Source organism: Streptomyces sp. NPDC060209 (assembly GCF_042728155.1).
Taxonomy (GTDB): Bacteria; Actinomycetota; Actinomycetes; order Streptomycetales; family Streptomycetaceae; genus Streptomyces.
Map to the genome: position 1 here is coordinate 15883 of NZ_JBHWZS010000039.1, position 26204 is coordinate 42086.

General features: G+C 71.0%; 28 protein-coding genes. 16 read left to right on the top strand and 12 right to left on the bottom strand.

Going from position 1 to position 26204, the window contains the following annotated elements; translation table 11 throughout:
• Position 1: 1 nt before the first annotated feature.
• The 4 genes from ACFWFI_RS10845 to ACFWFI_RS10860 are packed head-to-tail and all read right to left on the bottom strand — an operon-like array spanning position 2 to position 4762.
• Positions 2-1564: an FAD-dependent oxidoreductase gene (locus ACFWFI_RS10845; protein ID WP_387387834.1), complete on the bottom strand. Its 1563-nt coding sequence runs from the start codon at positions 1562-1564 to the stop codon at positions 2-4.
• A complete protein-coding gene (locus tag ACFWFI_RS10850) occupies positions 1561-2295 on the bottom strand; it encodes a class I SAM-dependent methyltransferase (RefSeq protein WP_387387836.1) in 735 nt (244 codons plus the stop codon). Before ACFWFI_RS10850 ends, ACFWFI_RS10845 begins: the two co-directional genes overlap by 4 nt.
• On the bottom strand, positions 2292-3500 hold the full coding sequence (locus ACFWFI_RS10855; protein ID WP_387387838.1) for a lycopene cyclase family protein: 1209 nt from the start codon (positions 3498-3500) through the stop codon (positions 2292-2294). Before ACFWFI_RS10855 ends, ACFWFI_RS10850 begins: the two co-directional genes overlap by 4 nt.
• Positions 3497-4762, bottom strand: a complete 1266-nt coding sequence (locus ACFWFI_RS10860; protein WP_387387839.1) for an NAD(P)/FAD-dependent oxidoreductase — start codon at positions 4760-4762, stop codon at positions 3497-3499. The genes ACFWFI_RS10855 and ACFWFI_RS10860 overlap by 4 nt, the downstream gene beginning before the upstream one ends.
• Positions 4763-4985: 223 nt before the next feature.
• Between ACFWFI_RS10860 and ACFWFI_RS10865 the strand changes: the two genes are divergently transcribed.
• Positions 4986-5321, top strand: a complete 336-nt coding sequence (locus ACFWFI_RS10865) for a cupin domain-containing protein (protein WP_387387841.1) — start codon at positions 4986-4988, stop codon at positions 5319-5321.
• Between the two features lie 49 nt (positions 5322-5370).
• On the opposite strand, the gene ACFWFI_RS10870 is transcribed toward ACFWFI_RS10865, so the two are convergent.
• Positions 5371-6888 carry an alpha/beta hydrolase gene (locus ACFWFI_RS10870; RefSeq protein WP_387387842.1) on the bottom strand — a complete coding sequence of 506 codons (1518 nt, stop codon included), beginning with the start codon at positions 6886-6888 and terminating at the stop codon, positions 5371-5373.
• A 90-nt stretch (positions 6889-6978) separates the two neighbouring features.
• Here ACFWFI_RS10870 and ACFWFI_RS10875 point away from each other — a divergent pair, with 90 nt between their 5' ends.
• Positions 6979-7938, top strand: coding sequence for a MerR family transcriptional regulator (locus ACFWFI_RS10875; RefSeq protein ID WP_387387844.1), 960 nt, complete (start codon positions 6979-6981; stop codon positions 7936-7938).
• 129 nt (positions 7939-8067) lie between these two features.
• On the opposite strand, the gene ACFWFI_RS10880 is transcribed toward ACFWFI_RS10875, so the two are convergent.
• Positions 8068-8496, bottom strand: coding sequence for a hypothetical protein (locus ACFWFI_RS10880; protein ID WP_387387845.1), 429 nt, complete (start codon positions 8494-8496; stop codon positions 8068-8070).
• A 175-nt stretch (positions 8497-8671) separates the two neighbouring features.
• Here ACFWFI_RS10880 and ACFWFI_RS10885 point away from each other — a divergent pair, with 175 nt between their 5' ends.
• Entirely contained in the window at positions 8672-8959 is a 288-nt protein-coding gene (locus ACFWFI_RS10885) for a DUF4190 domain-containing protein (RefSeq protein ID WP_387387847.1), read from the top strand.
• A gap of 63 nt (positions 8960-9022) precedes the next feature.
• On the opposite strand, the gene ACFWFI_RS10890 is transcribed toward ACFWFI_RS10885, so the two are convergent.
• Entirely contained in the window at positions 9023-10225 is a 1203-nt protein-coding gene (locus tag ACFWFI_RS10890; RefSeq protein WP_387387849.1) for a phospholipase D-like domain-containing protein, read from the bottom strand.
• A 165-nt stretch (positions 10226-10390) separates the two neighbouring features.
• On the opposite strand from ACFWFI_RS10890, the gene ACFWFI_RS10895 reads away from it, so the two are divergent.
• The 6 genes from ACFWFI_RS10895 (at position 10391) to ACFWFI_RS10920 (ending at position 16184) form a co-directional block, all read left to right on the top strand.
• Positions 10391-11566: an epoxide hydrolase family protein gene (locus tag ACFWFI_RS10895; RefSeq protein WP_387387851.1), complete on the top strand. Its 1176-nt coding sequence runs from the start codon at positions 10391-10393 to the stop codon at positions 11564-11566.
• A 239-nt stretch (positions 11567-11805) separates the two neighbouring features.
• Entirely contained in the window at positions 11806-13218 is a 1413-nt protein-coding gene (locus ACFWFI_RS10900; RefSeq protein ID WP_387387853.1) for a PepSY-associated TM helix domain-containing protein, read from the top strand.
• A 149-nt stretch (positions 13219-13367) separates the two neighbouring features.
• Positions 13368-13901, top strand: a complete 534-nt coding sequence (locus tag ACFWFI_RS10905) for a putative immunity protein (RefSeq protein ID WP_387387854.1) — start codon at positions 13368-13370, stop codon at positions 13899-13901.
• Between the two features lie 168 nt (positions 13902-14069).
• Positions 14070-14834 carry a hypothetical protein gene (locus ACFWFI_RS10910; protein ID WP_387387855.1) on the top strand — a complete coding sequence of 255 codons (765 nt, stop codon included), beginning with the start codon at positions 14070-14072 and terminating at the stop codon, positions 14832-14834.
• A 138-nt stretch (positions 14835-14972) separates the two neighbouring features.
• Positions 14973-15773, top strand: a complete 801-nt coding sequence (locus ACFWFI_RS10915) for a sigma-70 family RNA polymerase sigma factor (RefSeq protein ID WP_387387856.1) — start codon at positions 14973-14975, stop codon at positions 15771-15773.
• An 18-nt stretch (positions 15774-15791) separates the two neighbouring features.
• A complete protein-coding gene (locus ACFWFI_RS10920) occupies positions 15792-16184 on the top strand; it encodes an SgcJ/EcaC family oxidoreductase (protein ID WP_387387857.1) in 393 nt (130 codons plus the stop codon).
• A gap of 16 nt (positions 16185-16200) precedes the next feature.
• Here the strand turns inward: ACFWFI_RS10920 and ACFWFI_RS10925 are convergent, their stop codons facing one another.
• From ACFWFI_RS10925 to ACFWFI_RS10935, 3 genes are all read right to left on the bottom strand, one after another.
• A complete protein-coding gene (locus ACFWFI_RS10925) occupies positions 16201-16800 on the bottom strand; it encodes a flavodoxin family protein (RefSeq protein ID WP_387387859.1) in 600 nt (199 codons plus the stop codon).
• Between the two features lie 171 nt (positions 16801-16971).
• A complete protein-coding gene (locus tag ACFWFI_RS10930; RefSeq protein ID WP_387387860.1) occupies positions 16972-17508 on the bottom strand; it encodes a cysteine hydrolase family protein in 537 nt (178 codons plus the stop codon).
• A 122-nt stretch (positions 17509-17630) separates the two neighbouring features.
• Complete coding sequence (locus ACFWFI_RS10935; RefSeq protein ID WP_387387862.1) at positions 17631-18002, bottom strand: VOC family protein; 372 nt, start codon at positions 18000-18002, stop codon at positions 17631-17633.
• Positions 18003-18350: 348 nt separating this feature from the next.
• On the opposite strand from ACFWFI_RS10935, the gene ACFWFI_RS10940 reads away from it, so the two are divergent.
• Positions 18351-19256: a metallophosphoesterase family protein gene (locus ACFWFI_RS10940; RefSeq protein WP_387387864.1), complete on the top strand. Its 906-nt coding sequence runs from the start codon at positions 18351-18353 to the stop codon at positions 19254-19256.
• Positions 19253-19924, top strand: coding sequence for a 4'-phosphopantetheinyl transferase family protein (locus ACFWFI_RS10945; protein WP_387387865.1), 672 nt, complete (start codon positions 19253-19255; stop codon positions 19922-19924). Before ACFWFI_RS10940 ends, ACFWFI_RS10945 begins: the two co-directional genes overlap by 4 nt.
• Positions 19925-20022: 98 nt before the next feature.
• Here ACFWFI_RS10945 and ACFWFI_RS10950 read toward each other — a convergent pair whose 3' ends face one another.
• Positions 20023-20571, bottom strand: a complete 549-nt coding sequence (locus ACFWFI_RS10950; protein WP_387387866.1) for a GNAT family N-acetyltransferase — start codon at positions 20569-20571, stop codon at positions 20023-20025.
• A 180-nt stretch (positions 20572-20751) separates the two neighbouring features.
• Here ACFWFI_RS10950 and ACFWFI_RS10955 point away from each other — a divergent pair, with 180 nt between their 5' ends.
• Positions 20752-21501, top strand: coding sequence for an SDR family oxidoreductase (locus ACFWFI_RS10955; protein ID WP_387387868.1), 750 nt, complete (start codon positions 20752-20754; stop codon positions 21499-21501).
• A 172-nt stretch (positions 21502-21673) separates the two neighbouring features.
• Entirely contained in the window at positions 21674-22369 is a 696-nt protein-coding gene (locus tag ACFWFI_RS10960; RefSeq protein ID WP_387387869.1) for a TetR/AcrR family transcriptional regulator, read from the top strand.
• 71 nt (positions 22370-22440) lie between these two features.
• Here the strand turns inward: ACFWFI_RS10960 and ACFWFI_RS10965 are convergent, their stop codons facing one another.
• Complete coding sequence (locus tag ACFWFI_RS10965) at positions 22441-22818, bottom strand: tetratricopeptide repeat protein (RefSeq protein ID WP_387387870.1); 378 nt, start codon at positions 22816-22818, stop codon at positions 22441-22443.
• A gap of 120 nt (positions 22819-22938) precedes the next feature.
• On the opposite strand from ACFWFI_RS10965, the gene ACFWFI_RS10970 reads away from it, so the two are divergent.
• From ACFWFI_RS10970 to ACFWFI_RS10980, 3 genes are all read left to right on the top strand, one after another.
• Positions 22939-23904: a pirin family protein gene (locus ACFWFI_RS10970; protein WP_387387871.1), complete on the top strand. Its 966-nt coding sequence runs from the start codon at positions 22939-22941 to the stop codon at positions 23902-23904.
• A 225-nt stretch (positions 23905-24129) separates the two neighbouring features.
• A complete protein-coding gene (locus ACFWFI_RS10975; RefSeq protein WP_387387872.1) occupies positions 24130-24930 on the top strand; it encodes an alpha/beta fold hydrolase in 801 nt (266 codons plus the stop codon).
• Entirely contained in the window at positions 24927-26180 is a 1254-nt protein-coding gene (locus ACFWFI_RS10980; protein WP_387387873.1) for a PP2C family protein-serine/threonine phosphatase, read from the top strand. Before ACFWFI_RS10975 ends, ACFWFI_RS10980 begins: the two co-directional genes overlap by 4 nt.
• Positions 26181-26204: the final 24 nt, after the last annotated feature.

Below are 26204 nucleotides of genomic sequence, written 5' to 3' on the forward strand. Positions count from 1 at the left end.
GTCACTGTCGCGCGGCTCGGGCCGCGAGGGCGCGCAGCACCCGGGAGCGCCCGGCGCGCGGGACGGTCCAGAGCACCTGACCCCGGATGCCCCAGTCGGCGAGGAGGGCGTTGGCGGCAAGGAATCCCGAGGTCGCCGCACGCTCCATGAGGGCGACGGGGAGGCCGGTGCGGACCAGGTCGCCCGCCAGCACGACCCGAGGATGAGGCGTGCGTACGGCCGGCCGGCGGTGGTAGCCGCCCACGGAGAAGACGGGGCAGTCGGCGCGCCATTCGTGGCGGGCGTCGACGACTCCGGCGTCGGCGGTCTCGGGATAGATCTCGTGCAGCCGGTCGAGCATCCGGCGCTGGACTTCCTTCGGTTCAGCGCCCTCGTCGACGGCGTAGGCGTGGAGCTCGACCACGGAACCGCCCGTCCGTGCGGCCCAGCGGGCCGATTCGCCTTCCCAGCGGTCGAGGACGCTGATGTTGTCGAGCCCGTCGAAGCCACTGGTTCCCAGGAACCCCGCACGCTCCTCGCGCACGGGTCGGTCGAGCCACAGCCGGGACACGAGGAACGGTGGCGCCGTGCGCAGGGCCGCGACGTCCGCCCGCCAGGATCGGTCCCCCAACTGCTCGGACGCGCCCACGACATGGCGCAGGCCGCGCGTGTCCAGGGCGAGGACCACGGCCTGGTGGCGGTCGGCCGCACCGTCGGTCTCCACGATCAGGTCCCCGCCGGCGGCCGGGCGGACGCGGCGGACCGGAGTGCCGGTGCGCACCTCGGCGCCGAGCCGCCTCAGACAGCCGCCCAGAGGTTCCCAGAGCGCCTGCGGGAACGGCTCGCCGGGCACGTCGAAGAGGAGCCCCTCGGACGACCCGAGGAAGTAGATGTGGAACATCAGCAGCAGCTCGGCGGCGGACAGTTCGCGCGGGTCGGCGAAGAAACTGCGGGAGAACACCTCGAAGGCGAGGTGACGGGCCGCCTCGGGGAAGCCGATCCGCTGCAGGAAGTCCTCGGCGCTGATCCCGTCGAACCGCTCGTACACGTCGGGGACCCGCACGTCGAGGAGGGGCAGCGCCTCGCGGGGGTTCATCGCGGCGAGGTCGCGCCAGCCGAACGACGGGCTGAGCGCGACGAATCCGAGTGCGCTCCACGGCGGCGTCCTCGGCACGCGGGCGAAACTGTCCGCCATGCCGTCGCGGTGCCGGAGCGGGTAGTCGGGCAGTGGCGTGAGCGCCGCGAGTCCGGGATCCGCACGACGCAGGAGTCCGCGCAGGTTGTAGTACTGGCGGAAGAAGGCGTGGAAGCCGCGGCTCATCGTCGCCGCGGACCCGTCGGCGAGGTGGACGGGCCACCCGGCGAGGCGTCCGCCGAGGGACTCGCCCTGTTCGTACAGCGTCACGCCGACACCGCGTTCGGCGAGTGCGGTCGCCGCCGCGAGACCGGCGACACCGCCACCGATCACCGCAGTCGACGGCGCGTCGCCGCTGAAGCGCTCGCGTCCCGGTTCCGGCAGGAGCACCTCGGCTCTGCGGTCGCGTCCGTGCCGGGTGGCGTCGGGGCGGCACCCGCGGATACTCATGACGCCTCGGGCCCGGCGGGTTCCACGCCGCTCCGGGCCAGGAACACGTGGACGATTCCGGTCTGCCAGCCGCCGACGGGAACGGTCCGCACGAAGGGGAACCCGGCCTGGGCGATCCGCTGCGCGAAGACGGGTGCCGTGTCGAACGAGAGGACGCTGCGCCACAGATGGTGATACAGCTCGCGGTCGCCGGTCAGTGTGCCGGCCGGGACGATGACACCCCGGCAGACCGCGTTCCACACGGCCCGGTGCACGGGGGAGCCGCTGAGGCTGTACTCGTGGACCAGCAGGCGTCCGCCGGGACTCAGGAGGGCGCGCACGGCTTCGAGGACCTCGCCGGGTTCGGCGACGTTGCGGAAGAGGTAGGCGGCGAAGACGGCGTCGTAGGTGCTGTCGTCGTCCGTGGTGGGGAGTTCCTCCGCGGACCGGTGAAGGAAGCGGACGTTCGGGGGCCAGCGTTTCGCGCGCGCCCGCCCCAGCATGCCGGCGGAGGCGTCGACCGCCGTGATCCTGGCATACGGGGCCGCCCGAAGCAGTGCCCGCGTGGACGCGCCCGTCCCGCAGCCGAGATCGAGCACCCGCAGCCCCCTTCCGCCGCGGGGCAGCCGGAGGCGGTGCGCCGAGCGCAGGAGGTCGGAGCGGTAGCCCGGGTCGAGCGCGGTGAGCCGGTCGTACGTGAGCGACGCGTGATCGAACGCGCGTGCCAGGTCATGGTCCCGCAGGAGGGTCATCCGGGGCTCTCTTCGGATCGGCCGGTGGCCCGGCGGGCGAGAAAGGGGAGTTCGGCCGCGGTGCGGAGCATCGGGCCCACAGGCGTACGCAGGCCGATCCCGAACTCCTCCCACGGCGTGCTCCCGCCGTCGAGGAAACGCAGCAGCCGCTCCATGGGGATGCTGCGGAAGAGGTCGGTGAAGAAGCGCGGCCCGTCCACGCGACCGGTGTCGAGCGCCCGGAGCAGCACGGCGTCCATGGCCAGAGCCCTGCGGCCGTGCGGCGGCGGCACACCCGGGGGCCCGCGGCGCAGTGCGGTGGCGATGGCCCGGCTCTGACGCTGCACGGCGGCGAACGTGTAACCGGTCGCCGGACGGGTGGCACCCCCGGCGGCCCCGATACGGAAGACGGCGCGGCCGGTCCGGCGGGGGAAGCGCGCGTCGGTCATGGGGATGACGCCCTGCTCGGCCGACTCCACCGCGAACCGGCCGATTCGCAGGACGTCCGCGGTGTACTGCCGCAGAGCGGCCTCGTACGCGTCCGTCGTGAGCGGGGCCCGGGAGAACTCGGTGTACTCCACCAGTGCCCGGTCCGGTGCCAGAGGCAGTACGTAGCCGAATGCGAGACCGTGACGGGGCTGCGGGACCCGGAAGTCCATGAGGTCCGCCACTCCGGGGTCGAAGCGGGGGACAGCGGTGCGCACGAACCAGCCACGGAAGTGCTGCAGCAGCAGTGTGCGGTGCGGCGGTGTGCCTCGCACGGGCCGCGAGTCGAAGACGTATCTGCCGCGCAGGGTGAGCGGTTGTCCGCCGGCCGTCGTGCAGCGCACCTCGGCGCCGTACGGTGCGTCGCGCACCTCGTGGGCGGTGGCCCGCAGGACGCGGGCCGCCGGGGCCGCCGCCAGGCGGGAGTGGACCAGCCGTTCGAAGGGGCCCGAGCGCACCATGCGGTAACGCAGTGGCGCGGGGTCCGACTCGACGACGCCGCCGTCCGGCCCTCGTACCCGCAGCCTCGGCCAGGAGGCGACGACGGCCTCCTCGAACTCGCCGGTGCCCGCCTCCCAGTAGCACCAGGTGCGTTCGCCCGGGCGCAGCGGTCCATCGGGTGCCTCGACCAGCGTCACCCCCGTGCCGGTCCTGGTGAGCCAGTGGGCCAGGCAGAGCCCGGCGGCGCCGCCGCCCACGACGACGGCGTCGTCCACCCGTCCCTGGAAGCGTCCGGTCACGTCCTGGGGGTCCGCGCCGCCGCCCGGTCGGCCAGCACCTCGCGTGCCGCTCTGCTGCCGGAGGCCAGCGCGCCCTGTACCGACCCGGTGGCCCGGTGATCCCCGCAGACGTACCGGTCCGGCGTGAAACGGGTCGTACGGCTCAGCGGCCAGGGAGGCCGCATGGCGGGCAGTGCGCCCTCCACTGTGTAGGCGGCGACCGTCTCCCAGGTGCTCGTGTCCATGTCGTAGAGCTCGGCCAGCCGTGCGCGGACCGTCTTCTCCCCGCCGGGAGGGCCCGCGCCGAGGACGGAGGTCGAGACCAGTGCCGTGCCCGGGGGAGCGTAGGTGGGTGCGACCTCGGTGAGGACACAGCTGTTCAGGACGGCGAGGCCGCTGTCGACGACCAGGGTCGGTTCGGTCAATGGCGACCGGTCGGCCGCGTGGTAGTACGTCGTCACCGTACGGCTGTCCGGTACCGGCAGGCCGGGCAGCAGGCGGGTGGCCGTGGCGGAGTCCGTGGCCACGACGACGGAGGCGGCCGGCCGCTCGGCGCCGTCAGCCAGGAGCACCCCGGAGTCCGTGACCTCGGCGACGGCCGAGTCCAGCCGGAGGGCGCCGTCCGGCAGCCGGGCCGCGAGCTGGGCCGGCACGGCGCCGATGCCGTGGGCGGGCAGACAGAGCGTGCCGCGGGCCATGCTCCGCCAGACCAGGTGCAGGAAGCGTGAGGAGGTCTCCAGCCCCTCCTCCAGGAACACCCCGGACAGGAACGGCCGCAGAAGGTCCTCGATCGCGCGCGGCGACAGCCCGGCGCGGACGAGCGCCTCCGAAGCGGTGCGGTCCGTCATGCGTGCCAGGCGTTTCGCAGGGAGCAGGACGTCGCGGGCGGTGAGTGCGGCTAGGGCCGCGAGGTCACGGGCCGGGAGAACACGTCCCGGCAGCAGACTGCCGGCGTCCTCCGGACGCCGGGTCGGATCGGTGACGCGCACCCGCCCCGAGGGGGTGCGGGCGATGATGCCCGGGGTGAACGGACGCAGGCGCAGTGCGCGCAGGTCGAGGCGCTTCTTCACCTGCGGGTAGGAGGTGTTGAAGACCTGGAAGCCGCGGTCCAGGAGGAAGCCGTCCTGGCGGTCCGTGCGCATCCGGCCCCCCACCGCGTCGGAGGCTTCCAGCAGTTCGACCCGGAGGCCCGCGCCGCTGAGGTCGAGTGCGCATGCCAGCCCCGCCAGACCGGCGCCTACGACGACGGCGTCCGGCCGCGGCGGGTGCTGTCGGTTCGTCATCCGCGTCCTTCGGCTTGGTCCCCCCGTGCGGCTGACGGGTTGTCAACTCGATCACGTTCCGCGCCCGGAAGCCAGCAGCCGCCACGGAAATCGCCTGTTCGTGTGACCCGGGTGCCCAAGGACCGGGCCGGTCGTCCGGCAGGTGGCGCCTCTCGCTCCGCCGCAGATGGCCTGGGCGGTCTCGCACGCACGGGCGACGGCTCGGACGACGTGATGCTCGTGGGTGGCCGCTTTCTCCTTCGGTGACCGGGCGCGAACGCTGCTGCTCGAAGGGCTTCCCGGAGTCATTCACGTACCGGCGGGCACGGCACGGGCCGAAACCCTGCAATGGGCGCTCGCCCAGATCGACCGTGAACTGCAACGCGAGCAGATGGGTGCCGCGCTGGTGGCCGAGCACCTGGAGGTCGTCATGCTCGTCCATGTCCTGCGCCTGCACCTCGCCCGTGATCCGGACGCGGTCTCGGGCTGGCTGCGGGTCACCGGGACCTCGCCCCGGGACTACCGCGACACATTCCGGGCGCCCCGGGTACGTGAGTCGCGCCTCGGCGCCGAGGGCTGATGAGTCCCGTACGCGCCGCGAGCGGCCCGGAGTGTGGCGGCGGTTACGGTCAGGTCGTCAGGTGACGCAGAACCGTCCGCATCGCGCGGTGTACGGCCTCGCGCGATTCGTCGGTCCGGTCGACCGTCTCGAAACCGTGGTGGCCGTTCGGCACGTCGATCACCTCGATGTCGGCCCCGCTCTCGTGGGCAGCGGTCAGGAACTCCTCCACGGTGGCCGCGATCCCGTCCGTCTCCAGCCCGGCCCGGACCAGCACCAGGGGCAGAGAACCCGCGTGGGCGACCGCGTCCGCCGGGTGGAAGCGGCTGTCCAGCCGCCCCCAGCTCGGCAGGGGCGCCATGATGGGGTAGTCGGCCGCCAGGCAGCGCAGCCACGGCGGGGGCTTGCCGATCCAGTCCGCGGTGAGCGGACCGCTGCCCGAGAAGAACCACAGGGCGACCCGGTCCGCGTCCACCCGCGGATCGGCACGGACCCGCTCCACCGCGGCCGCCACATCGTCGGCGGCCGGCTCGTAGTCGGTGACGGCGTGCAGACAGTGGTCGAGGGTGACACCCACCACTCCGTTGTCGGCGGCGTAACGGGCGTATCCCGTCAGCACGGGCCAGTCCCGTGGGGTCGGGCGGGCCTCGCGGGGCACAGGGCCGCCGTGGACGAAGAGCAGCGCGGGGCGGGGGCCCTGGGCGGAGGGCGGCAGGTACAGGTCGACGTTGCCGGTGCGCTCACGGGGGAGCTCGGGCACGTCCAGCAGGAACGGCTCCGGCTGTGCGGCGCCCGCCGGAGTCAGGCGGTGCCCCCTTCCGGCCGCGGCTTCGAGCAGGGTGTCAGCGAGTGCGGTGGGGTCGGACAGCATCGGCCAGTGCCCTGTGGGCAGTTCGAAGAAGGTCACTCGAGGGTCTGTCAGCGCCTGCAGGGCGGGTTCGCCGAAGTCCACGCGGGCCTGCACCATCGCGATGCTCGCTCCGCCGCCGGTACACAGCACTCCGGCCATGGGCACCGTGGCCGCCGCACCGGTCAGTTCCATCGGCTGGAGCAGCGTGCCCAGCGGCTGCGGCGAGGCGAGGGCGGTGAGCCGGTCGAGCGCCGTGTCGGGGACGCCCGCGGTGCTGCCCCAGAGCTGCCATGCGTCGCGTGCCGGAGGCGGCAGCACCGCGCCCGACCCCCGCGCCCTCCCTCCGGCGACCCGCAGCACCTCCTCGCGCAGGCCCTGGTCGGCCACGGCGGCCAGGGCCGGGACACCGTCCTGGGGCAGTCCCGAGTCCAGGTAGACGATCCGGGCGACCGACTCTGCCCGCCGGTCGGCGGCGCCCAGCACCGGATGGATGCCGTAGTCGTGGCCGACCAGCACGATCTCCCGGCCGGCCGATCCCGCGACCGGGTCGATCACCGCGAGGACGTCCGCGATGTGCGTCTCCAGATCGATGTCCTCACCGGTGGAAGCGCGGGTTCCGTCGAGTCCGGTCAGGGACACCGCATGGACCTCGGCACCCGCCGCGGTCAGCCGCGAGGCCGTGTCGTCCCACACGTACGGGCCGGTGAACACACCGGGCACCAGGATGAACGCGATCATGGTCGCTCCTCGTCACGCCGTCGTTCCGGACCGGCCCGATCGCCGGCCCTCTCCCGGGTACCGTAGGAACTCCCCCTGAGGGAGGTTCAAGTGTTCTCTTCGCCCGACGGACTGTGCGGCATCGGCGAACTCGCCGAGCGGGCGGGAGTCAGCGTCAAGACGGTCCGCTTCTACTCCGACAGCGGTCTGCTGCCCGAGGCGTCCCGCAGCGCCGGCGGCCACCGCAGGTACGGTCCCGACTCGCTCGAACGGCTGAGGATGATCCGCTCCCTGCGCACCATGGACCTGCCGGTCTCCGCGGTGCGCCGCATCCTGGACGAGGAGGACACCGCGGGTCGCGCGGGCGGCGCTCTGGAGGACGCCGTAGCCGGGCAGCTGAGCACACTCGGCTCCCAGCTGACGGCACTGCGCTGGAGAGAGGCGGCGCTCCGCTCGGTGCAGGAGTGTCCGGCGCCGGAACGCGCCGCCCGACTGCGCCTGATCGGATCGGTGACCGCGCCGCCGAGCACCGCGCCCCTGGCCCGGTTCTGGCGCGCCTGGCTGCCGCCGCGGATGCCGGCCCGCTCCGTGGGGGCGTTCCTGGAGGCCGCGGTCCCGCAGCCCCCCGAGGATCCCGAGCCGGTCCAGGTGCTCGCCTTCGCCCGGCTCTCCGCCCTGGTGTCCCGCCCCTGCGACGGGAACGAGGCCACGCAGCCGCACGCGCACCGGGCTGCCGGTGCCCGCGCGTCGGCCGTGCTGTACGCGGGCCTGGCCGAGGCGTACGACCTGGCGAGCACCGAGATGCGCCAGGACAGGGAGCCGTTTCCGGGGGAGGCGCTGGACGGGTTCGTGGACGCGTACGCGAGCGCCCACGGCACCGCGGACACCACGGACTTCCGTCTCGCGCTCGCCCGACAGCTCGCGGCCGATCCGCGCATCGACCGTTACTGGGAACTGACGGCCGAGCTGGTCAGTCGGCCCGTCGGCCCGCCCGAGCCGACGCCCGGGTCGGCGCACGACTGGCTTCTCGCCGCGCTGAACGTCCAGCTGGGGACGGCGCTGCCCGCATAGGACAGCGCCGGGTGCCGGACGCGTCCCCCAGGGGCGGCGAGAGAGGAAGCCGACTGCCCGCCACAGCAGCAGACAGCCGACGGACCGGTCTGGCGTGCGCCCGTCGGCTGTCGCCCTACACGCTTCCTGTCACTGCGGCCGTCCCAGCGCCCACCCGGACACATCGGCCAGACGTCCGCGCCACAGAGGCAGTCGCAGGGATCCCGTGCCGCCGAAGACCAGTGTGGCGTCCCTGAGGTGAATCCAGCGCGGGAGCTGTGTCGTTCCGTCCCCGGCCCCCAGCTCCCTGATGCCCTGGTCCACCGTCTCCGGGAACTCCGCGATCAGGTTCGCACCCTCACCCTCGACCTGGCGGAGGCTTCGCGCCCAGTCCGCCTTCCACGCCTCGTGGCCGATCACGTCTCCGTGGAGTACGCCACCGGCCAGAGCGAGGGTGATCGGCAGGCTGGAGCGCTGTTCTCTGTCCAGCAGTTGGATCAGCAGCTGAAGCTGCAGATCGGGCACGGGCTCCGTCACCACCGCAGTCGTCTCCGGCCGTGTCTCGACAGACTCGCTCATGAAGCACTCCCTTCACCTGACAAGCGGCAGGTGACAGCCCGTATGCCCCGGTCCGGAGCCGTCACACCCCCGGGAATCGGGTGATTGGGGCATGGGAAGAGGGGCACCCGCAATTCACCGAGCACCACCCGCATTTCACCAAGCACACAGCACGATGAACCGACGGGAGAAAGTGATGTCGCACTACGACAGTTCGTCCATGGCCACTCCCAGGTCCGGGACCAACGGTCTCGCTGTCGCAAGCCTGGTCTGCGGAATCGTGGGCCTCGTCTTCTTCAGCGTGATCCTGGGGCCGGTCGCCATCGTTCTCGGCGCCGTCGGCCTGCGCAAGGTGCCCGCGAAGGGCGGTGCCGGGATGGCGAAGGCCGGACTCGTCCTCGGCATCATCGACGTGATCCTCTTCGTCGTCCTGATGGCCGTGGCCGCCTCGTCCGGCGGCTTCAGCTGGTACGTCGGCGGCTGACCGACCGCGTGAGAAGCACGGGTGCGCCACCACTCCTCGTGGTGGCGCATTCGCCTGTACGCGTCACAGCCAGCGGCGGATCGGCAGGACCGCCGCCTCCCGGATCCTCTGCACGGGTGAACGGCGCTTCCACCGGCCCGCCTCGATCGGCGTGCTCTGCTCCACGTCCTTCTCGAAGTGACCGTCCAGTGTGGCGGTGAACTCCCGGTCGAGGACGGCGAGCATCACCTCTTCGTCGTGTTCGAGCGAGCGGCGGTTGAAGTTCGTCGAGCCGATCAGCGAGCCGACACCGTCCACCGTCAGCGCCTTCGTGTGGAGCATGGTCGGCTGGTACTGGTAGATCTTCACGCCGCAGGCGTTGAGCTCCTCGTAGTGGTGCTGCCCGGCCAGCTGGCACACCCGCTTGTCCGTGTGCGGCCCGGGGAGCAGGATTTCCACGGAGACGCCCCGGCGGGCCGCGTCGCACAGCAGCCCGATGAAGTACGCGTCGGGCGCGAAGTACGCCGTGGTGAGCCGGATCCGCTCCTCGGCGGACTCCAGGACGACGCGGAGCAGGGTCTGCATGTCCTGCCAGCCGAAGCCGGCCGACCCGCGCACCACCTGGACGACCGACTCGCCGTGATGCGTCGCGTTGACGAACCTGTCACGTTCGGTGAACAGCTCGTCGTGGCACTCTGCCCAGTTCTGCGCGAACGCGGCGGCCAGACCGTCCACCGCCGGACCCTGCACCCGCACATGGGTGTCCCGCCACTCGGTCTCGTCGCGGGCGTCACCGCACCACTCCTCGGCTATCCCGACGCCGCCGGTGAACGCCGTCACCTCATCCGTGATGAGGACCTTGCGATGACAGCGGTGGTTCTGCTTGAGCGGCGAGAGGTACAGGGGCTTGCGGAACCACGCCACCTCCACCCCGGCCTCGTCCATCAAGGCCAGCTGGTCCTTCTCGATGAGCCGGGATCCGAACCCGTCCAGCAGCAGCCGCACCCGCACACCGGAGCGGGCCCGCTCCGACAGCGCCTCGGCGAACTCGCGGGCGATGTCCCCTCGCCAGTACACGAACGTCATCATGTCCACGGTGTGCTCGGCACCCCGGATGGAGTCCAGCATCGAGGCGAAGATCTGGTCCCCGTTGCGGAGGGGGACGACCTTGTTGCCCTCGGTCGCGGCGATGCCGATCAGGCGCTCCAGCCGCCGCCGCAGCCGTTGCGCGCGCTCCGCGTAAAGAAGGGCGTCGTCGGGTCTGGCGTGGCTGGATCGCTGATCCATGTGGCTGGACATCTCTCACCTGGTGTACTGGGGGCTACGGGGCAGGGGGAGACTGTACTCCCGGGACGTCACGGGCTCCGGAGCAGGTCCAGCCACCTTTCGGCCGCTCGGTGGTTCCCGGGCCGGCGCCGGACCACAGTGCGGCGCCGCCTCTAGGATGCGTCCATGCCGGACGCCCAGCCCCGCCCAGAGCCGTTCATCCAGCAGACCGCTCCCGCGGCGCTGGAAGACCTGCGCGCGCGGCTGCGCGCGACGCGCTGGCCGGACACGCCTGAGGACGCCGGATGGTCGCTCGGGACCGACCTGGCCTATCTCCGTGGGCTCGTCGAGTACTGGGCGGAGAGCTTCGACTGGCCGGCGCAGGAGGCGGCGCTCGCCCGGCTGCCCCGCTTCCGGGTCCCGCTGGGCGGCCTCGGAGTCCATTTCGTGCACGCCCGGGCCGTCGCACCGGCCGGACCCGTCCTGCCGCTGGTCCTCAGCCACGGATGGCCGGACTCCTTCTGGCGCTACTCGAAGGTGATCCCCCTCCTCACGGACCCCGGCGCACACGGCGGCGATCCGGCCGACGCGTTCGACGTGGTCGTGCCCGACATGCCGGGTTACGGGTATTCCGACCGGCCACTCGGCCCGCCCCTCGACTCCATCGCCGTCGCCGCTCTGTGGGCCGACCTCATGACCGTCCTCGGTTACGAGAGGTTCGGCGCGGCGGGCGGGGACATCGGCAGCCATGTGAGCCGCTACCTCGGCCTCGACCACCCCCACCGGGTCGTTGCCGTCCACCGCACCGACGGTGGCCTGCCCGTCTTCACCGGCGACCCGGCGGACCTCGCGCCGGAGGAGCGGTCCTGGATGGAAGGTGCGGCGGCCTGGGGCGCGACCGAGGGCGCCTATGCCGCGATCCACCGCACGAAGCCCCAGACCGCCGCCGTCGGGCTCAACGACTCACCGGCCGGGCTCGCGGCGTGGATGGTGGAGAAGCTCCGGGCCTGGAGCGACTGCGACGGCGACGTCGAGCGGAGCTTCACGAAGGACGAGATCCTCACGAACATCACGCTGTACTGGCTGACCGGGACGATCGGCTCATCCATGCGCATGTACCGTGCGAACGCCGCGATCCCGCCCGCACAGCTCGCCCGGCGGGTCGAGGTGCCGTCCGGCTTCTCGCTCTTCCCCGGCGACATCGTCCGCCCTCCGCAGGCGTGGCTGGAGCGCACGACGAACATGGTGCGCGTGACCGAGCCCCCGCGTGGCGGGCATTTCGCGGCCTTCGAGGAGCCCGAGCTCTACGCGGAGGAACTCCGTGCCTTCTTCCGCCCCTACCGCGCGGCGGCGACGGGCTGAGACCGCCGCCGGCCCGCAAGGGCGGGCCGAACAGGGCTTGTGGCGGGGCTTCGTGACGCGACGCGGCGACCGGGACACAACGCGGCGGAACGGACGTGCGCGTGGCGGCGCGACCCTCCTGGCCGGAAGTGACGCAGAGCATGCGCGTCGCCGGGAACTACCGGTCGCTCCGCTCCGACTACTCGACCGGCCGACCACGGTCTGCCCGCCCCGTCCCGCGCGCGTTAAGGAGACCAGCCATGTCCGTCGAGCAAGCGGTGCTCACTTCCGGTGATCCGGAGGAGACCCGACAGCCCGATCCACCCGGAGGGCGTACCGCATGGGCGTCCCTCCGGCCGCTGGTGCTGAGACTGCACTTCTACGCCGGTGTGCTCATCGCGCCGTTCCTGCTGGTCGCCGCCACGACGGGGCTCCTCTACGCGGGTTCGTACCAGGCCGAGAAAATCGTGTACGCGGATCAGCTGCGAGTGCCCGTGGGCGAGAGCGAGCTGCCGGTCTCGCGACAGGTGGCGGCAGCTCGCGAGGCCCATCCCGAGGGGGAGGTCAGCGCGGTCAGGCCGTCGCCGGAGGACGGCGCGACCACACGTGTCCTGCTGTCCGGAGTGCCGGGGGTGAACGCCGACCATACGCTCGCCGTGTTCGTGAACCCGTACACGGGCGAACTGACCGGCGCGCTGGAGCAGTACGGGTCCTCCGGCGCGCTGCCCCTGCGCACCTGGATCGACGAACTCCATCGCGACCTGCACCTGGGCCAGACGGGCCGCCTCTACAGCGAACTCGCCGCCAGCTGGCTGTGGGTGATAGCCGCAGGTGGTCTCGTGCTGTGGTTCGGACGCCGACGGGCACGTCGGAAGGTGCGTGGGGCGACCGGGCGTCGGCGTACCCTCTCGTTGCACGGCACGGTGGGCGTCTGGGTGGCGATCGGCCTCTTCTTCCTATCGGCCACGGGCCTGACCTGGTCGACGTATGCGGGGCAGAGCGTCGCGGACCTGCGTGAGGCCATCGGCCAGACGACGCCGGTCCTCACAGCGGGCGTGGCCTCCGGTGGCGAGCACGCCGAACACATGCCGGTAGGTGGGCCCGCGGGGGCGAAGGGCGAGGACATCGGAATCGACGCCGCACTGAGTACGGCTCGCGCCGAGCGTCTCTCGAACCCGGTGGAGATCGTGCCCCCTGCCGACCCCTCGTCGGCGTACGTCGTGCGCCAGATCCAGCGGAGCTGGCCCGAGAAGCAGGACGCGGTCGCCATCGATCCGGCCACCGGCGAGGTCACCGACGTGGTGCGGTTCGCCGACTACCCGTTGCTCGCCAAACTGACCCGCTGGGGTATCGACGCCCATACCGGCGTCCTGTTCGGACCCGTCAACCAGATCGTGCTCATCGCCCTCGCCTTCGGTCTGATCCTCCAGATCGTGCTGGGGTACAGGATGTGGTGGCAGCGCGGGCGGGGCGCCGCCTTCGGCCGTCCGCTGCCTCGGGGCGCGTGGCAGAAGGTCCCTCCCCACGTGCTGGTTCCGCTGATGGCGGTCGTGGCCGCCCTGGGGTACTTCGTGCCGCTGCTCGGCATCCCGCTGGCGGCGTTCCTCGTCCTGGACATCCTGCTCGGCGAGTTCGCCTACCGGCGCGGGAAGCGCACGTACGCCGCCGACTGACCGGGACGCGTGGGCCCTGCGCCCTGGCGCGGGGCCCTGGCGCGGGCCCCGATGGAGCCGGGCCCTCAGATGCCTTGGTGCAGCGGGCTCTTCACAGGCACCTGCGCCCCGGCGTCCCCGCCGGACGCGACCTGCGACAGGATGGAGCCGTGCCTACCGACCCGGACACGATCGAGCTGAGCGAAGACGAACTCCGTGAGATCGCGGGCTATGCGGCTGACTGCGCGCGCAGGGCGCTGTCGGTCTTCGAAGACGTCCTTCCTTCCGACACGCGCCCGCGCGACGCCATCGACGCGGCACACGCCTTCGCCGGGGGCGGCCGTCGCACGGGCGCTCTGCGGCAGAGTGCATGGGCGGCGTACAAGGCGGCGGGAGAAGCCGATTCACCCGCCGCGGCCGACGCGGCACGAGCGGCGAGTCATGCGGCCGCCGCTGCCTTCCTCCATCCCAAGGCCAGCGCTCATCAGGTGAAGCACATCCTCGGCGCGGCAGCGCATGCGGCACGAGCGGAAGAGCTGGCCGCCGGAGAGGGACCACCGGTGACGGCGGGGATCCTCGACTGGGCGTGTCATCACGCGCCGCCGGCGGTCACCGCGGTGCTGGGCCGTCTGCCCGGCGCGCCTCCCGGGGGCGGGCGCGTGGGGGAGTTCATCCGCGATCTCGACGCCGCTCTCCGCGCCTGAGGGCGGATCAGGTACCGGAGGCCGGCACGGGGAACCCCGTGTGACGACGCCGGACGGCATCAGATGTCCTTCTGTCACGAACCCACGCATCCCGCTTCCCACCTGCGCCGGGCCGACCGTCGGTGCGAGGATGGGGCCGCCATGGATTCAGGCCGGTGTTCCCGAGCTGTGCGGGCTGCGTTGTTCGCAGTCGTCTGTGTGCTGCTCGCGGCGACGGGCCATGTCCTCATGTCGGGCACTCCGGTTTCCGGGCGGGCGATGTCCGCGGCGTTCGCGAGCACGGTTGCCGCCGCCTGGGTCCTCGCGGGCCGTGAGAGGGGGCTGCTCGCCGTCACTTCGGCAGCCGTCGTGGCACAGACCGCGCTCCATGCGGGCTTCACATTCGCCCAGCCACCGCCGGCCCCGCCGGTGTCCTTCGCCCGCCAGTGGGCCGAGAAGCTGCTGTGCGGAGACGGCGCGTCCCTGCTCTCCGAGCGGGAGGCGGTCGCGATCGTCACGGACGCCGGGCTGGGGAACCTCATCTCCCGCCCTCCTCCCGGCACCCTCGCAACCGCGGCGGCCGATCCGGGCGGTCACGGCCTCCACGCGCTGCACGGCATGACCACCGACGCGGCGGCCGGCATGGGGTCGGCCGTGCACGGCGGCCAGGGCATGGCCGCCGTGGTTCCGGGAGGAATGCTCGCGGCTCACCTGCTGGCCGCCGTGCTGTGCGGCCTGTGGCTCGCATACGGGGAGCGAGCCCTCTTCCGGGTACTGCGTGCGTTCGCGGGGCGGCTCTGGACGCCGCTCCAGCTCCTGCTCCGCCTCGCCGTGCACCCACAGCGTCCGCGCCCGCGCGTTCGACGCCGGCGCACGGAGCAGACGCCCGCGCGGCTCCTGCTCGTTCACAGCATCACCTCGCGTGGCCCGCCGACGGGACCGGCTGTCGTATAGCGACAGCGGCTTCCCCGAGCGCGCGCGGAGCACCTTGCGGCGCCTCGGGCATCGGCGCTGCCTTCCGGCAGGCCGTTCCCCTCACCGGCGCGCCTCGCGCGGCGCCGGACACCACGCGCCTGTAAGGACCTTGTGGCGATGACTCATGCCCAGTACCCACCTGCCGGGAGAACACCGGCGCCGGCACGGCACACCTCTTCGCCCGAAGCGGCGCCGACACGGCACACCAGTACGTCCGATGCCACGGCTACACGGCTCGCGCTGGCGGCACGTGACGGGGACCCCGCGAAGGCGGACCGTTTCGTCCGCGCACTTCACCGCGACGTCTGGCGTTACGTCGCCTACCTCAGCGCGGACACCCAGGCGGCCGACGACCTCACCCAGGACGTATTCCTCCGGGCGCTCACCAGCCTGCCCGGATTCGAAGGCCGATCGTCCGCCCGCACATGGCTTCTCTCCATCGCCCGCCGAACCGTGGCGGACAGCTTCCGCCATGCCGCCGCCAGGCCCAGGCTCGCGGACCGGGACGACTGGCAGAGCGCGGCGGAGCATGCCCAGCAGTACGACGTGCCCGGCTTCGAGGAGGGGGTCGCCCTGGCCGAACTGCTGTCCTCGATCCCGGAAGAACGCCGCGAGGCATTCGTGCTCACCCAACTTCTCGGCTTCCCCTACGCGGAGGCCGCCGCGGCCATCGGCTGTCCCATCGGGACCGTACGCTCACGCGTCGCGCGGGCACGCGCCGTACTGATCGAACTGCTCACGGATGTGTCGGCGGACGCCTCGGCCGGCGACAGTGGCCTACGACTACCTGGGAGGGGTCTTCTTCGAGCCGAGCCGGGTCTCCTGACGCGGAGCCGCACGCAGCAGCAGGCCCGGCCGCGCTGCGTGGCACGATTTCCGGCCGGGGCCGGGCCGACGCTTGACCTCAAGCGTGCCTGAGGTCTCAGAGTGGTGTGCATGAATACCGAAGCCGCAGACGTCAAGGCCATCGAACAGGTGGTCGCCGCCGTGGAACACGCCCAGCGAGCCAGGGATGCCGAAGGTTTCCTCGCGCTCTTTCACCCCGATGCCCTCTGGACGACCGCCCACGGCAAGGTACTGATCGGCTTCGAGGCGATCGCCGAGTTCACCCGTGCCGTACTGCCCGCCGCCGAGTGGGACGGCGATGTCACCTACGAGGCCGTGCACACACAGTTCCTGCGGCCCGACGTGGCGGCAGTCAAGGTCCGTCAGGTCTATCGCTCGGCGGAAGGCGAATCGGAGGGTGCCCCGCTCTACGTCATGACGAAGAGGGACGACGGGACCTGGCTGCTGCACGCCTGCCAGAACACCGAAGTCCGCGCCGGGTAACGAAAGTGAGGGTCCGTCAGGAGGCCGGGTAGGCGCTGCCGTTGAGCAGGCGCGCCAGATGGGTCGCGTTGACGGCGAGGGTGCGCGTCGTCGAGGCGACTGCCTCCGGCGGGCCGTCCAGGTCCTTGTAGTCCGTCCCCTGCATGGCCTCGCCGACCCAGTAGGTGACGGCTCCCGGAGCCAGTGAGAACCCCAGGTCGTTGAGACCCTGAAACAGATCGGAGCTCACCTTGTGGGCGCCGTCCTCGTTTCCCACCACCGCTGCGACGGCGACCTTGCCGTAGGTCAGCAGCCGGCCCTGCTCGTCGGTCTCGGACAGTTCGGCATCCAGTCGTTCCAGGACACGCTGGCAGATGCTTGACGGGTGGCCGAGCCAGATGGGAGTGGTGATGAGGAGGATGTCGGCTTCGATGACCTTCTCGCGCAGGGCCGGCCAGGCGTCCCCGTCACCCATGTCGAGCGCCACTCCCGGCCGGATGTCGTGGTCCGCCACCCGGACCACCTCGCCGCTCACCCCGAGGCCCTCGAACTCGGCCATCACCTGGTCGGCGATGAGATGGCTGCTGGAGGGGGTGGGCGAGGAGTTCAGGGTGCAGACGAAAGCGAGGGCGCGCATCGCGAGGACACTCCTTCGGGCCGAAGACTTGCACGTGGGGCTCGGCGCCACTGTGCCCCTCGCGGGCCCGGCCTACTCGGTACGGCTCCAGGAATGCCCCGTACGGCGCTCGATGGCGCCCTCGTACGCTGCCGCTCCGTGCATGGCGGCCTCAACGCGAACGGCGAAGACTCAGAATTCGACGTTCGCGGCCTTTCGGATCGACGCGTTCATGTTGCGCTCCATCATCCGGAGGGACGCCTGCGCCAAGTCCCGGTGGATATGGGCCACTGCGTCTTCGGGAACAGTCACCTTCAGGTGGCGGATATGTGCGTCGAGGGCCGAATACAGGACGCATTGCTCGGTGACCTGACCACAGAGGACCACACGGTCCACATCCAACTGAGACAGAAGGTAGCTGAGTGGCGTCTCGTAGAAGATCGAGTGCCTGGCCTTGACGACGAACAGGGACTCGTCGTCCGGAAGCACGGGCTCCACCAGGTCACTGTGAGGCCCCGACAACGTCGTCTCGATGATCTCGCCGTGGTGGGACCGCCACTCCCCGAAATTGTCGTTCACATAGATCACCGGTACGCCGTCGTCCCGGGCCCGTTCGACGAGAGCCACGATGCGGGGGAGCGCCTGGCGCACGGAGGGGATGAGGATCTCGGCATCCGGGTGGCTGTACGTGTTGAGCATGTCGATGACAATGAGGGCGCTTCGGCTCATGGTTCCCCATTCTCATCGCGCCATGACGTGAGGCGCGAGGACGACACGGCTCGTCGGGGCCACGGTGTGCGAGAGGCCGCCCTCGGCGGACGGCCACCCCGCACACACCGCGGGCCGGAAGGTCAATGCCAGCAGAGGCAGAACGGATGCCCGGCCGGGTCGGCGAACACACGGAACTTGCGCTCGCCGCCCTGGTCGTCGAGATCCAGCGGTGTGGCACCGAGCGCCAGCACCTCCTCCTGCGCACGCTCGATGTCCGTCACGTCGAAGTCCAGGTGCTCCTGCTGCGAATTGCGGTCCGCGCGGGGCCACTCCGGCGGCCTGTGGTCCGCTGCCCTCTGGAACGCGATGCGCGCGCCGCCCGGGACGTAGAGGTCGTACCAGTCCGGGTAGTCGTTCTTGACCTCGCCGCCCAGTACGCCCTGGTAGAACGCTGCCAGAGACCTGGGGTCCGGGCAGTCGAGAGCGACAAGGCTGTAGGTGGCGATCGGCATGTCGGGATCCTTTCGTCAGGTGCCGCGTAGATCTCCGTGTTCCCTGCGGTCACGCTCCAGTGCAGGCAGCCAGCGCATCGAGAACGGGTGCTTCATGATGATCTGCACGCATTAACGGCGCCTTCCCTTGGATCCGCCGGGGCAATCACGGTCAGCGCAGCGGAGCACAGCCGGCGGCACCAGCGGGCGGTCATCGGCGTCTTCCTCTCCGCCGTCGGCTGAGGGGCACGCACTGCATGCGCCGCCGGGTTCCCCGTGGGCGATTGGCCAATCATCACGGGCGGATGAACTGCGGGCATGTCGAGCGGGGCGGCCCCGTCAGAAGCACCGAGACGGTAAATTCGAACAATGAGTTCTCCGACCGGGCCCGCCCCCAACCCGCCGAACGGTGGCGGCCGGCTCCTCGCAGTCAGCGATCTCCATGTCGGGATCGCAGACAACCGTCCCGTCGCCGACCGGATGCACCCGTCCAGCGACGCGGACTGGCTCATCGTCGCAGGGGACGTGGCGGAGCAGGCGGAAGAGGTCGAACGGGCGCTGGAACTGCTCGCGGGGAGATTCGCCCATGTGGTGTGGACCCCCGGGAACCACGAGCTCTGGACGGTGGACAAGGACCCCGTACGACTGCGTGGCCAGGCGCGGTACGAGCACCTCGTCCAGGTGTGCCGCGAGCTCGGCGTGACCACGCCCGAGGACCCCTACCCCCGGTGGCAGGGCGAGGACGGTCCCGTGGCCGTGGCCCCCGTGTTCCTCCTGTACGACTACTCCTTCAGGGTTCCGGGCACGTCGACGAAGGAGGAATCCCTCGCCCGTGCCCACGAGGCGGGCGTCGTCTGCACCGACGAGTACCTGCTGCACCCGGACCCCTACGCGACCCGGGACGACTGGTGCCGGGCACGGGTGGCACTCACCGAACAGCGGCTGGCCGCGCACGACCCGGACGTTCCCCTTGTGATCGCCGGGCACTGGCCTCTGCTGCGCGAACCCACCTCCGTGATGTGGTACCCGGAGTTCGCCCAGTGGTGCGGTACTGAACTCACCGCCGACTGGCACCGCCGCTTCAACGTCGCCGCCGTCGTCTACGGCCATCTCCACATCCCGCGTACGACCTGGCACGACGGCGTACGGTTCGAGGAGGTCTCGATCGGCTACCCCAGGGAGTGGCGCAAGCGGGGCCATCCGCGCGGGCTGTTGCGGCAGATCCTTCCGTACGAGGGACAGCAGCCCCCGGCCGAGAAGGGCGACGCGTCGTGATCGAACGCCTTCTTCCCGCGCACGTCGCCTGCGCGGACACCTACGAGACGGATGCCCCGGCGGGCAGCCTGTACCCGGAGGAGGTGCAGCTGGTGGCAACAAGCGTGGACCGGCGCAGACATGAATTCGCGGCTGTACGCGCCTGCGCGAGACGGGCCATGGCCGCCCTGGGGCTTCCCCCCGCGCCGGTGTTGCGTGGCCATCGCGGCATGCCGCTGTGGCCCGACGGGACCGTGGGCAGCATGACGCACTGCGATGGATATCGAGCGGCGGTCCTGGCCAGGGCGTCCGAGGTACGCGCGGTCGGTATCGACGCCGAACCGAACGAACCGCTTCCGCCCGACGTGTGGGAGGCGATATCACTGCCTTCGGAACGGGCCAGGAGGCCCCTGGGCGCGGACAGCCGGGCGATCCACTGGGACCGGCTGCTGTTCAGCGCCAAGGAGAGCGTCTTCAAGACTTGGTACCCGCTCACCCGGCTCGAACTCGACTTCTACGAGGCGGACATCAGCTTCCGCACCAGCCAGGTCGGCGCCACCGAAGGCACGTTCACCGCGGAGCTCTCGCTGACGGCGCCCGGAATGCCGAGGTCGTACGAGGGCAAGTGGCTGATCGACGACGGCTTCGCGGTGACCGCGATCGTGCTCCCCGCGAGCCATTCCACCTGACGCCGGTCGCAGCAACGGCATCATGCCGTGATGCGGCCTCGGCGTTCCGTGGCGGCGGAGAGCCGCCCGGTTGCCCCGGGGCGTTCCGCTTCATCGGGTCACCTCATCGGGTCGCGGTCCACTGACGAGATGCCGCGCCAGTCGACACGGAAGTGCTTCAGCCGGGCGTCCACGGCCACCAGTCGCATGCCTGCCGACGCCATGACGCGGTGGGACCCGATGTTGTCCAGATCGGCGTCGCCCTTCACGGACAGGACACCCTGGGACCGCGCGAAGGCCAGTAGTGCCCTGAGCGCCTCGGAGGCGTACCCCTGGCCGCGTGCCGAGCTGATCAGGCCGTATCCGACGGTGACCTGGCCGGCGGCGTCCGGTCTGCCGTGGAAGGCCACGCCGCCGATCGCCGGTCCGTCCGTCGCGGATCCGTCCGCACGCAGTCGTACCTCGTACGGGCCGAAGGGCTGGGGGCTGCCCGCGCTCGCGCACGTCGCCAGGAACCGACGGGCGCCCGCCCGGTCGCCGTCGTCGGGATAGCCGGGCGCCCAGCACACACCGTCCGGAGGGGCGGCCGAATCGCCGGTCTCCACAAGCGCTGCCTCCGCGGCGGTCAGCGGATGAAGGGTGAGCCGGGCCGTCACGAGGCTGTCCATACCGGCCTGACTATCACCGGGCGAACGGCCGGCGCATCCGAGTTTCCGCACCGAGCCCAGGTCGGCGGAGGGGGGCGCTGCCCCGATCCTGCGGTAGCGTCGATAACGCAATGGCGGTAACGTTGATTCTGACAGGGTTCGCGGAACCGACGGCAACGTCTTTGCCACAGGAGCAACGTCATGACCGAGCAGCACACCACAGGCGCACGCAGGGTCGCTCTTGTCACCGGGGGCTCGCGAGGTATCGGCCGCGAGAGTGCCGAGCGGCTGGCGTCGGACGGGTTCGCGGTCGTCATCAACTACGCGGGAAACAGGACCGAGGCCGAAGCGGCGGTCGCGGCCGTCGTCGCCGCGGGCGGCGAGGCCGTCGCGCACCAGGCGGACGTCGCCGACGAGGTGGCGGTCGCCGCCCTCTTCGATGCGGCCGAGGAGGCCTTCGGCGGAGTCGACGTGGTCGTTCACGCCGCAGGCGTCATGTCGCTCTCCCCGCTGGTCGACCTCGACCTGGACGCGCTGGACAGGATGTACCGCACCAATATCCGCGGCACCTTCGTCGTCGACCAGCAGGCGGCGCGACGTCTGCGTGACGGCGGGGCGATCATCAACTTCTCGAGCTCGGTGCTGGCGCTGGCCATTCCCGGATACACCGCCTACGCCGCGACCAAGGGGGCCGTGGAGGCGATGACGCTGATCCTCGCCCGTGAGCTGCGTGGCCGGGACATCACGGTCAACGCCGTCGCCCCCGGGCCGACCGCCACCGCGTTGTTCCTGGACGGCAAGGACGAGGAGACCATCGCGAGAATGGCCGCGCAGCCTCCGCTCGAGCGGCTCGGCGCCCCCCAGGACATCGCGGAGGTCGTCGCCTTCCTCGCCGGTCCGGCCCGCTGGGTCAACGGCCAGGTGCTGCGCGCCAACGGCGGCATCATCTGACCGCCGCCGTCTGTCACTGCGCCGATCCGCCGACCGGGAGAGGGGGTGCGACCATGCGCAAGGTTGCCGTGCGCGCGTTTGCCGACGCGCCGCGAGGCCGGTCCCGAAGGGCGGACCGGTCATGCCGCCACCGTCCGATCCGTGCCGCACACGCCTTGATAGCGTCCCTCCGATGAGTACACGAGCGCGCATCCTCGAAGTCGCGGCCCGGCTGGTCGCGGAGTCTCCTGACGGGGACATCTCCACGCGCGCCGTGTGCGGGGCGGCACAGGTCGGAGCGCCGGCCCTCTACAGGCACTTCGGGGACAAGGAAGGTCTGCTGTCGGCCGTCGTCGATCACGGCTTCGACGCCTACCTGGCGACGAAGCGGGAGCGGGGCGACACCACCGATCCCGTCGAGGATCTCTGTAACGGATGGGACAGTCATGTCGATTTCGCTCTACGGAATCCCAATCTGTACCGGCTGATGAACTCCCCGGCGATGCGGACACCGCCGGCGGCCGCCATCGAGTCGCACCGCATCCTGACGCGCGACCTGGAGCGGGCGGCTGAGCAGGGGAAGCTGCGTGTCGCCCCCGATCTGGCCGCCCAGATGATCATGTCGGCCACGACGGGCGTCGCGCTGATGCTGGTCTCCCGGCCCGCGACCTTCTCGGACGCCGGGGTGTCGGTGCGTGTGCGCGATGCCGTACATGCCGCCGTCCTCACGCCGGACATGCGCGCGAGCGGGCCGGTGGACACCGAAGTGCCTTCCGCGGCGGCGAGGCTGGGCGCCCTGTTGCGCCGGTCCCACGGGTCCGGGCTCAGCACGGCTGAATCGGCACTGATGACCGAATGGCTGGACCGGGTGTCGAACGCGGAAAGCTGAGCCGGCGAAGGGGCGGGCGCGGGGAGCGGTGCCTCTGCTTCCCTTCCCCGCGCCCTCCGCCGGCGTGCGTGTCACCCCTGGTTCCGCTGCTCCTGTGCAAGAAGCTCCGGGCCGAGGTCCCCGGCCATCGCGTGAACCATCCGCAGATGCGTGTCGGCCTCGGCCTGCCGGCCCTGGCGTTCGAGGGTGCGCCCGAGCATCAGCCGGGCGTAGTCCTCGACGGGGTTGCGCTCCAGCACCTCACGCAGCTCCGTCTCGGCCTTGGCGAGCCGGGCCGAGTGGTAGTAGGCCCGCGCCAGCAGCAGCCGCGGCGCCACCTGCTCCGGCACCTCCTGCACCAGCCCGCCGAGGATCCGCGCCGCGGTCAGGTACTCCTTCGCCTCGAAGAACAGCTGCGCCCGGTCCCAGCGGTCGGCGGGCGTGCCGAACTCGTAGTAGGTGTCGTCCACTTCTCCTCCTCGGCCGGAATGTTTACAGCCGCGTCAACACACCGAGGTAGTTAAACATTCCACTAAATTTTCGGCGTGGGGACCGGCGCGCCACGGCCGTACGGGAATAGGTTGTGCGCCATGAGCAATCTCGATCGCCAGGCCGCTCTCTCCGTCTGCGGAGGACGTGGCTTCGTCGTCGCCGAGCCGGTACGTGAACTCCTCACCCCGCGCCACGTCCAGCTCGGCGAGTCCACCGAGGTGCGCAGGCTCCTTCCCAACCTGGGACGACGCATGGTCGGAGCCTGGGCATTCGTGGATCACTACGGCCCCGACGACATCTCCGACGAGCCCGGGATGCAGGTGCCGCCGCACCCTCACATGGGCCTGCAGACGGTCAGCTGGCTGCACGAGGGTGAGGTCCTGCACCGTGACAGCCTGGGCAGCCTCCAGCAGATCCGTCCGCGCGAACTGGGCCTGATGACTTCCGGCAGGGCCATCAGCCACTCCGAGGAGAGCCCGAAGCCCCACGCCAGGTTTCTGCACGGCGCCCAGCTCTGGGTGGCGCTGCCCGACTCCGACCGCTACGTCGAGCCGCACTTCCAGCACCACACCGACCTGCCCACCGTCACGGCGCCGGGCCTCACCGCCACCGTGATCCTGGGTGAACTCGACGGAGCCGTGTCGCCCGGCAGGGCCTATACCCCGATCGTCGGAGCCGACCTGGCCCTGACGGCCGGCGCCGGGGCCCGGCTGCCGCTGGACCCCGACTTCGAGTACGCGGTGCTGTCGATGTCCGGCGAGGCCGAGGTCGACGGCGTCCCGGTCCTGCCCGGATCGATGCTCTACCTCGGCTGTGGCCGCACCGACCTGCCGTTGCGCGCCGCCTCCGACGCAGGACTGATGCTTCTCGGCGGCGAGCCGTTCGAGGAGGAGATCGTCATGTGGTGGAACTTCATCGGGCGGTCGCAGGAGGAGATCGAGGCGGCCCGTCTGGACTGGATGGAGGGTCCCCGCTTCGGTGAGGTGAAGGGCTACGACGGCGGCCGTCTGCCCGCTCCGGCACTGCCGCCGGTGGCGCTGAAACCGCGTGGAAGGGTGCGCTGACCTGCATTGATGTGGCTGGGGTGCGGGCCGCCGCCGGTCGCGGCACCTTGACCTCGTGCCGGGAGCCGGAGCCGGCCTGGCGCCTCCCGCCGCTGTCCGCGGGTCGATCGGCCGCCCGGCTGCGGTTGATGAGCCCTTGCGGGCCCGCTCGGCAGAGGTCGCCGGCCCACGCGCCTTCCTCCCGCAGACCAGGCCGTCAGGTGCAGGCGGTGCCAGGATGTTCTCATGGACGTGCGGAAGAGGAACCGGGTGTTGGTGACGGGCCGGGAGGGCGGCCCGGTGGTGATGCTCGCCCATGGTTTCGGATGCGACCAGAATCTGTGGCGTCTCGTCGTGCCCGCGCTTGAGGAACGCTTCCGGGTGGTCCGCTTCGATCATGTGGGGGCGGGTCGTTCCGATGCGTCCGCCTGGAGCCCCGAGAAATACTCCACCCTGGAAGGCTATGCGCAGGACGTGATCGAGATCTGCCAAGAGCTCGGTCTCGGACCCGTGACCTTCGTCGGGCATTCGGTCAGTTCCATGATCGGTGTTCTCGCCGCAGTGCGGGAGCCCGGGCTCTTCGACAGGCTGGTCCTCCTCACCCCCTCGCCGTCGTACATCGATGACGGCGACTACCGCGGCGGATTCAGTGCGGAGGACATCAGCGAACTGCTCGAGTCGCTGGACAGCAACTACCTGGGCTGGTCCGCGACGATGGCACCGGTGATCATGGGGAACCCGGAGCGTCCCGAACTGGGTGAGGAGCTGACCAACAGCTTCTGCCGAACAAATCCGGAGATCGCCCGGGTCTTCGCGAGGGCGACCTTCCTGTCCGACAACCGGGCGGATCTCGCCGAGGTGACGGTTCCGACGCTCATCGCCGAGAGTGCGCGCGACACGATCGCTCCACGCGAGGTGGGCGCCTTCGTCCACGCACAGATCCCCGGCAGCGAACTGGTCACTCTTGACTCGACGGGCCACTGCCCCCAGCTGAGCGCCCCCGAGGAGACGGCCGAAGCGATCATCGCCTTCGTGCAGGGGCCATGACGGTGCACCCGGGCGGCGATGAGACCGGCGGGTCGTGGTCGGCTGGGGACCGTGACCAGGAACAGCTGTCGTTCGCCGCTCTGCTGGAGGACAGCGTCGAGGACCTCTACGAGAACGCGCCGTGCGGCTACCTCTCCACACTGATGGACGGACGGATCGCCAAGGTCAATGGAACGCTGTTGAAATGGCTCGGCTACCGTCGCGAGGAACTGGTCGGCCACAAACAGTTCTCCGACCTGCTGACCATCGGCGGCAGGCTGTATCACGAGACGCACTTCTCACCACTTCTGCGGATGCAGGGCGAGGTCAGCGGCATCGCCCTGGAGCTCAAGGCCGCGGACGGCAGTCGGCTGCCCGTCCTGGTCACCTCCACCGTCAAGCAGGACGACGACGGCGAACCCTTGCTGATCCGCACCACTCTCCTTGACGCCGGGGACAGGCGTACCTACGAACGTGAACTCCTGCGAGCCCGGCAGGAGGCAGAGCGCGACCGTGAGCGCCTGCAGCGCCTTGCCACGACCCTGCAGCGCACCCTGATCCCGCCGGCCCTCGAACCGGTTCCGGGCCTGGAAGTCGCCGCGCACTACCACTTCGCATCCCCTGACGAGGTGGGCGGGGACTTCTACGATCTGTTCCCGCTGACCGCCGGACGCTGGGGGTTCTTCATGGGGGACGTGCGTGGCAAGGGCGCGGACGCGGCCGTGGTGACGTCGTTGGCGCGGTACACCCTGCGAGCCGCAGCGGTCTCCGATCCCGTACCGGCCACGGTCCTGGCCAACCTCAACACCGCGCTCAACCACCGGTCCCAGGAAGACGAACCGCCCTTCTGCACGGTGATCTTCGGCCTGCTCACACCCGAAGCGAACGGCATGGGATTCCATGTCGTCCTGGCCGGCGGAGGCCATCCCCCTGCCGCGCTGCTGCGAGCCGACGGCAGTGCCGACTACCTGCCCACACCAGGCGGCCAGTTGCTCGGGGTCGTGCCGGACGCGCAGTTCACCACAGTCACCCTGGACCTGGGGCCCGGCGACACTCTGCTGCTCTACACCGACGGTCTGACCGAGGCACGTACCAGGAACGCGGGTGAACGCTACGGCGACGAAGCGCTCCTGGATTTCGCACGGGCCCTCGCGCCCACCTCGGCACCTGGTGCCGTCGAGGCTCTCACCGGACTCCTGGACTCGTTCGGCGAGGGACTCGACGATGACACCGCGCTCCTGGCGATGAGCGTTTCCCCGGGCGAGCACTGAGGGCACCGCAGCTGCGGGAAGTGG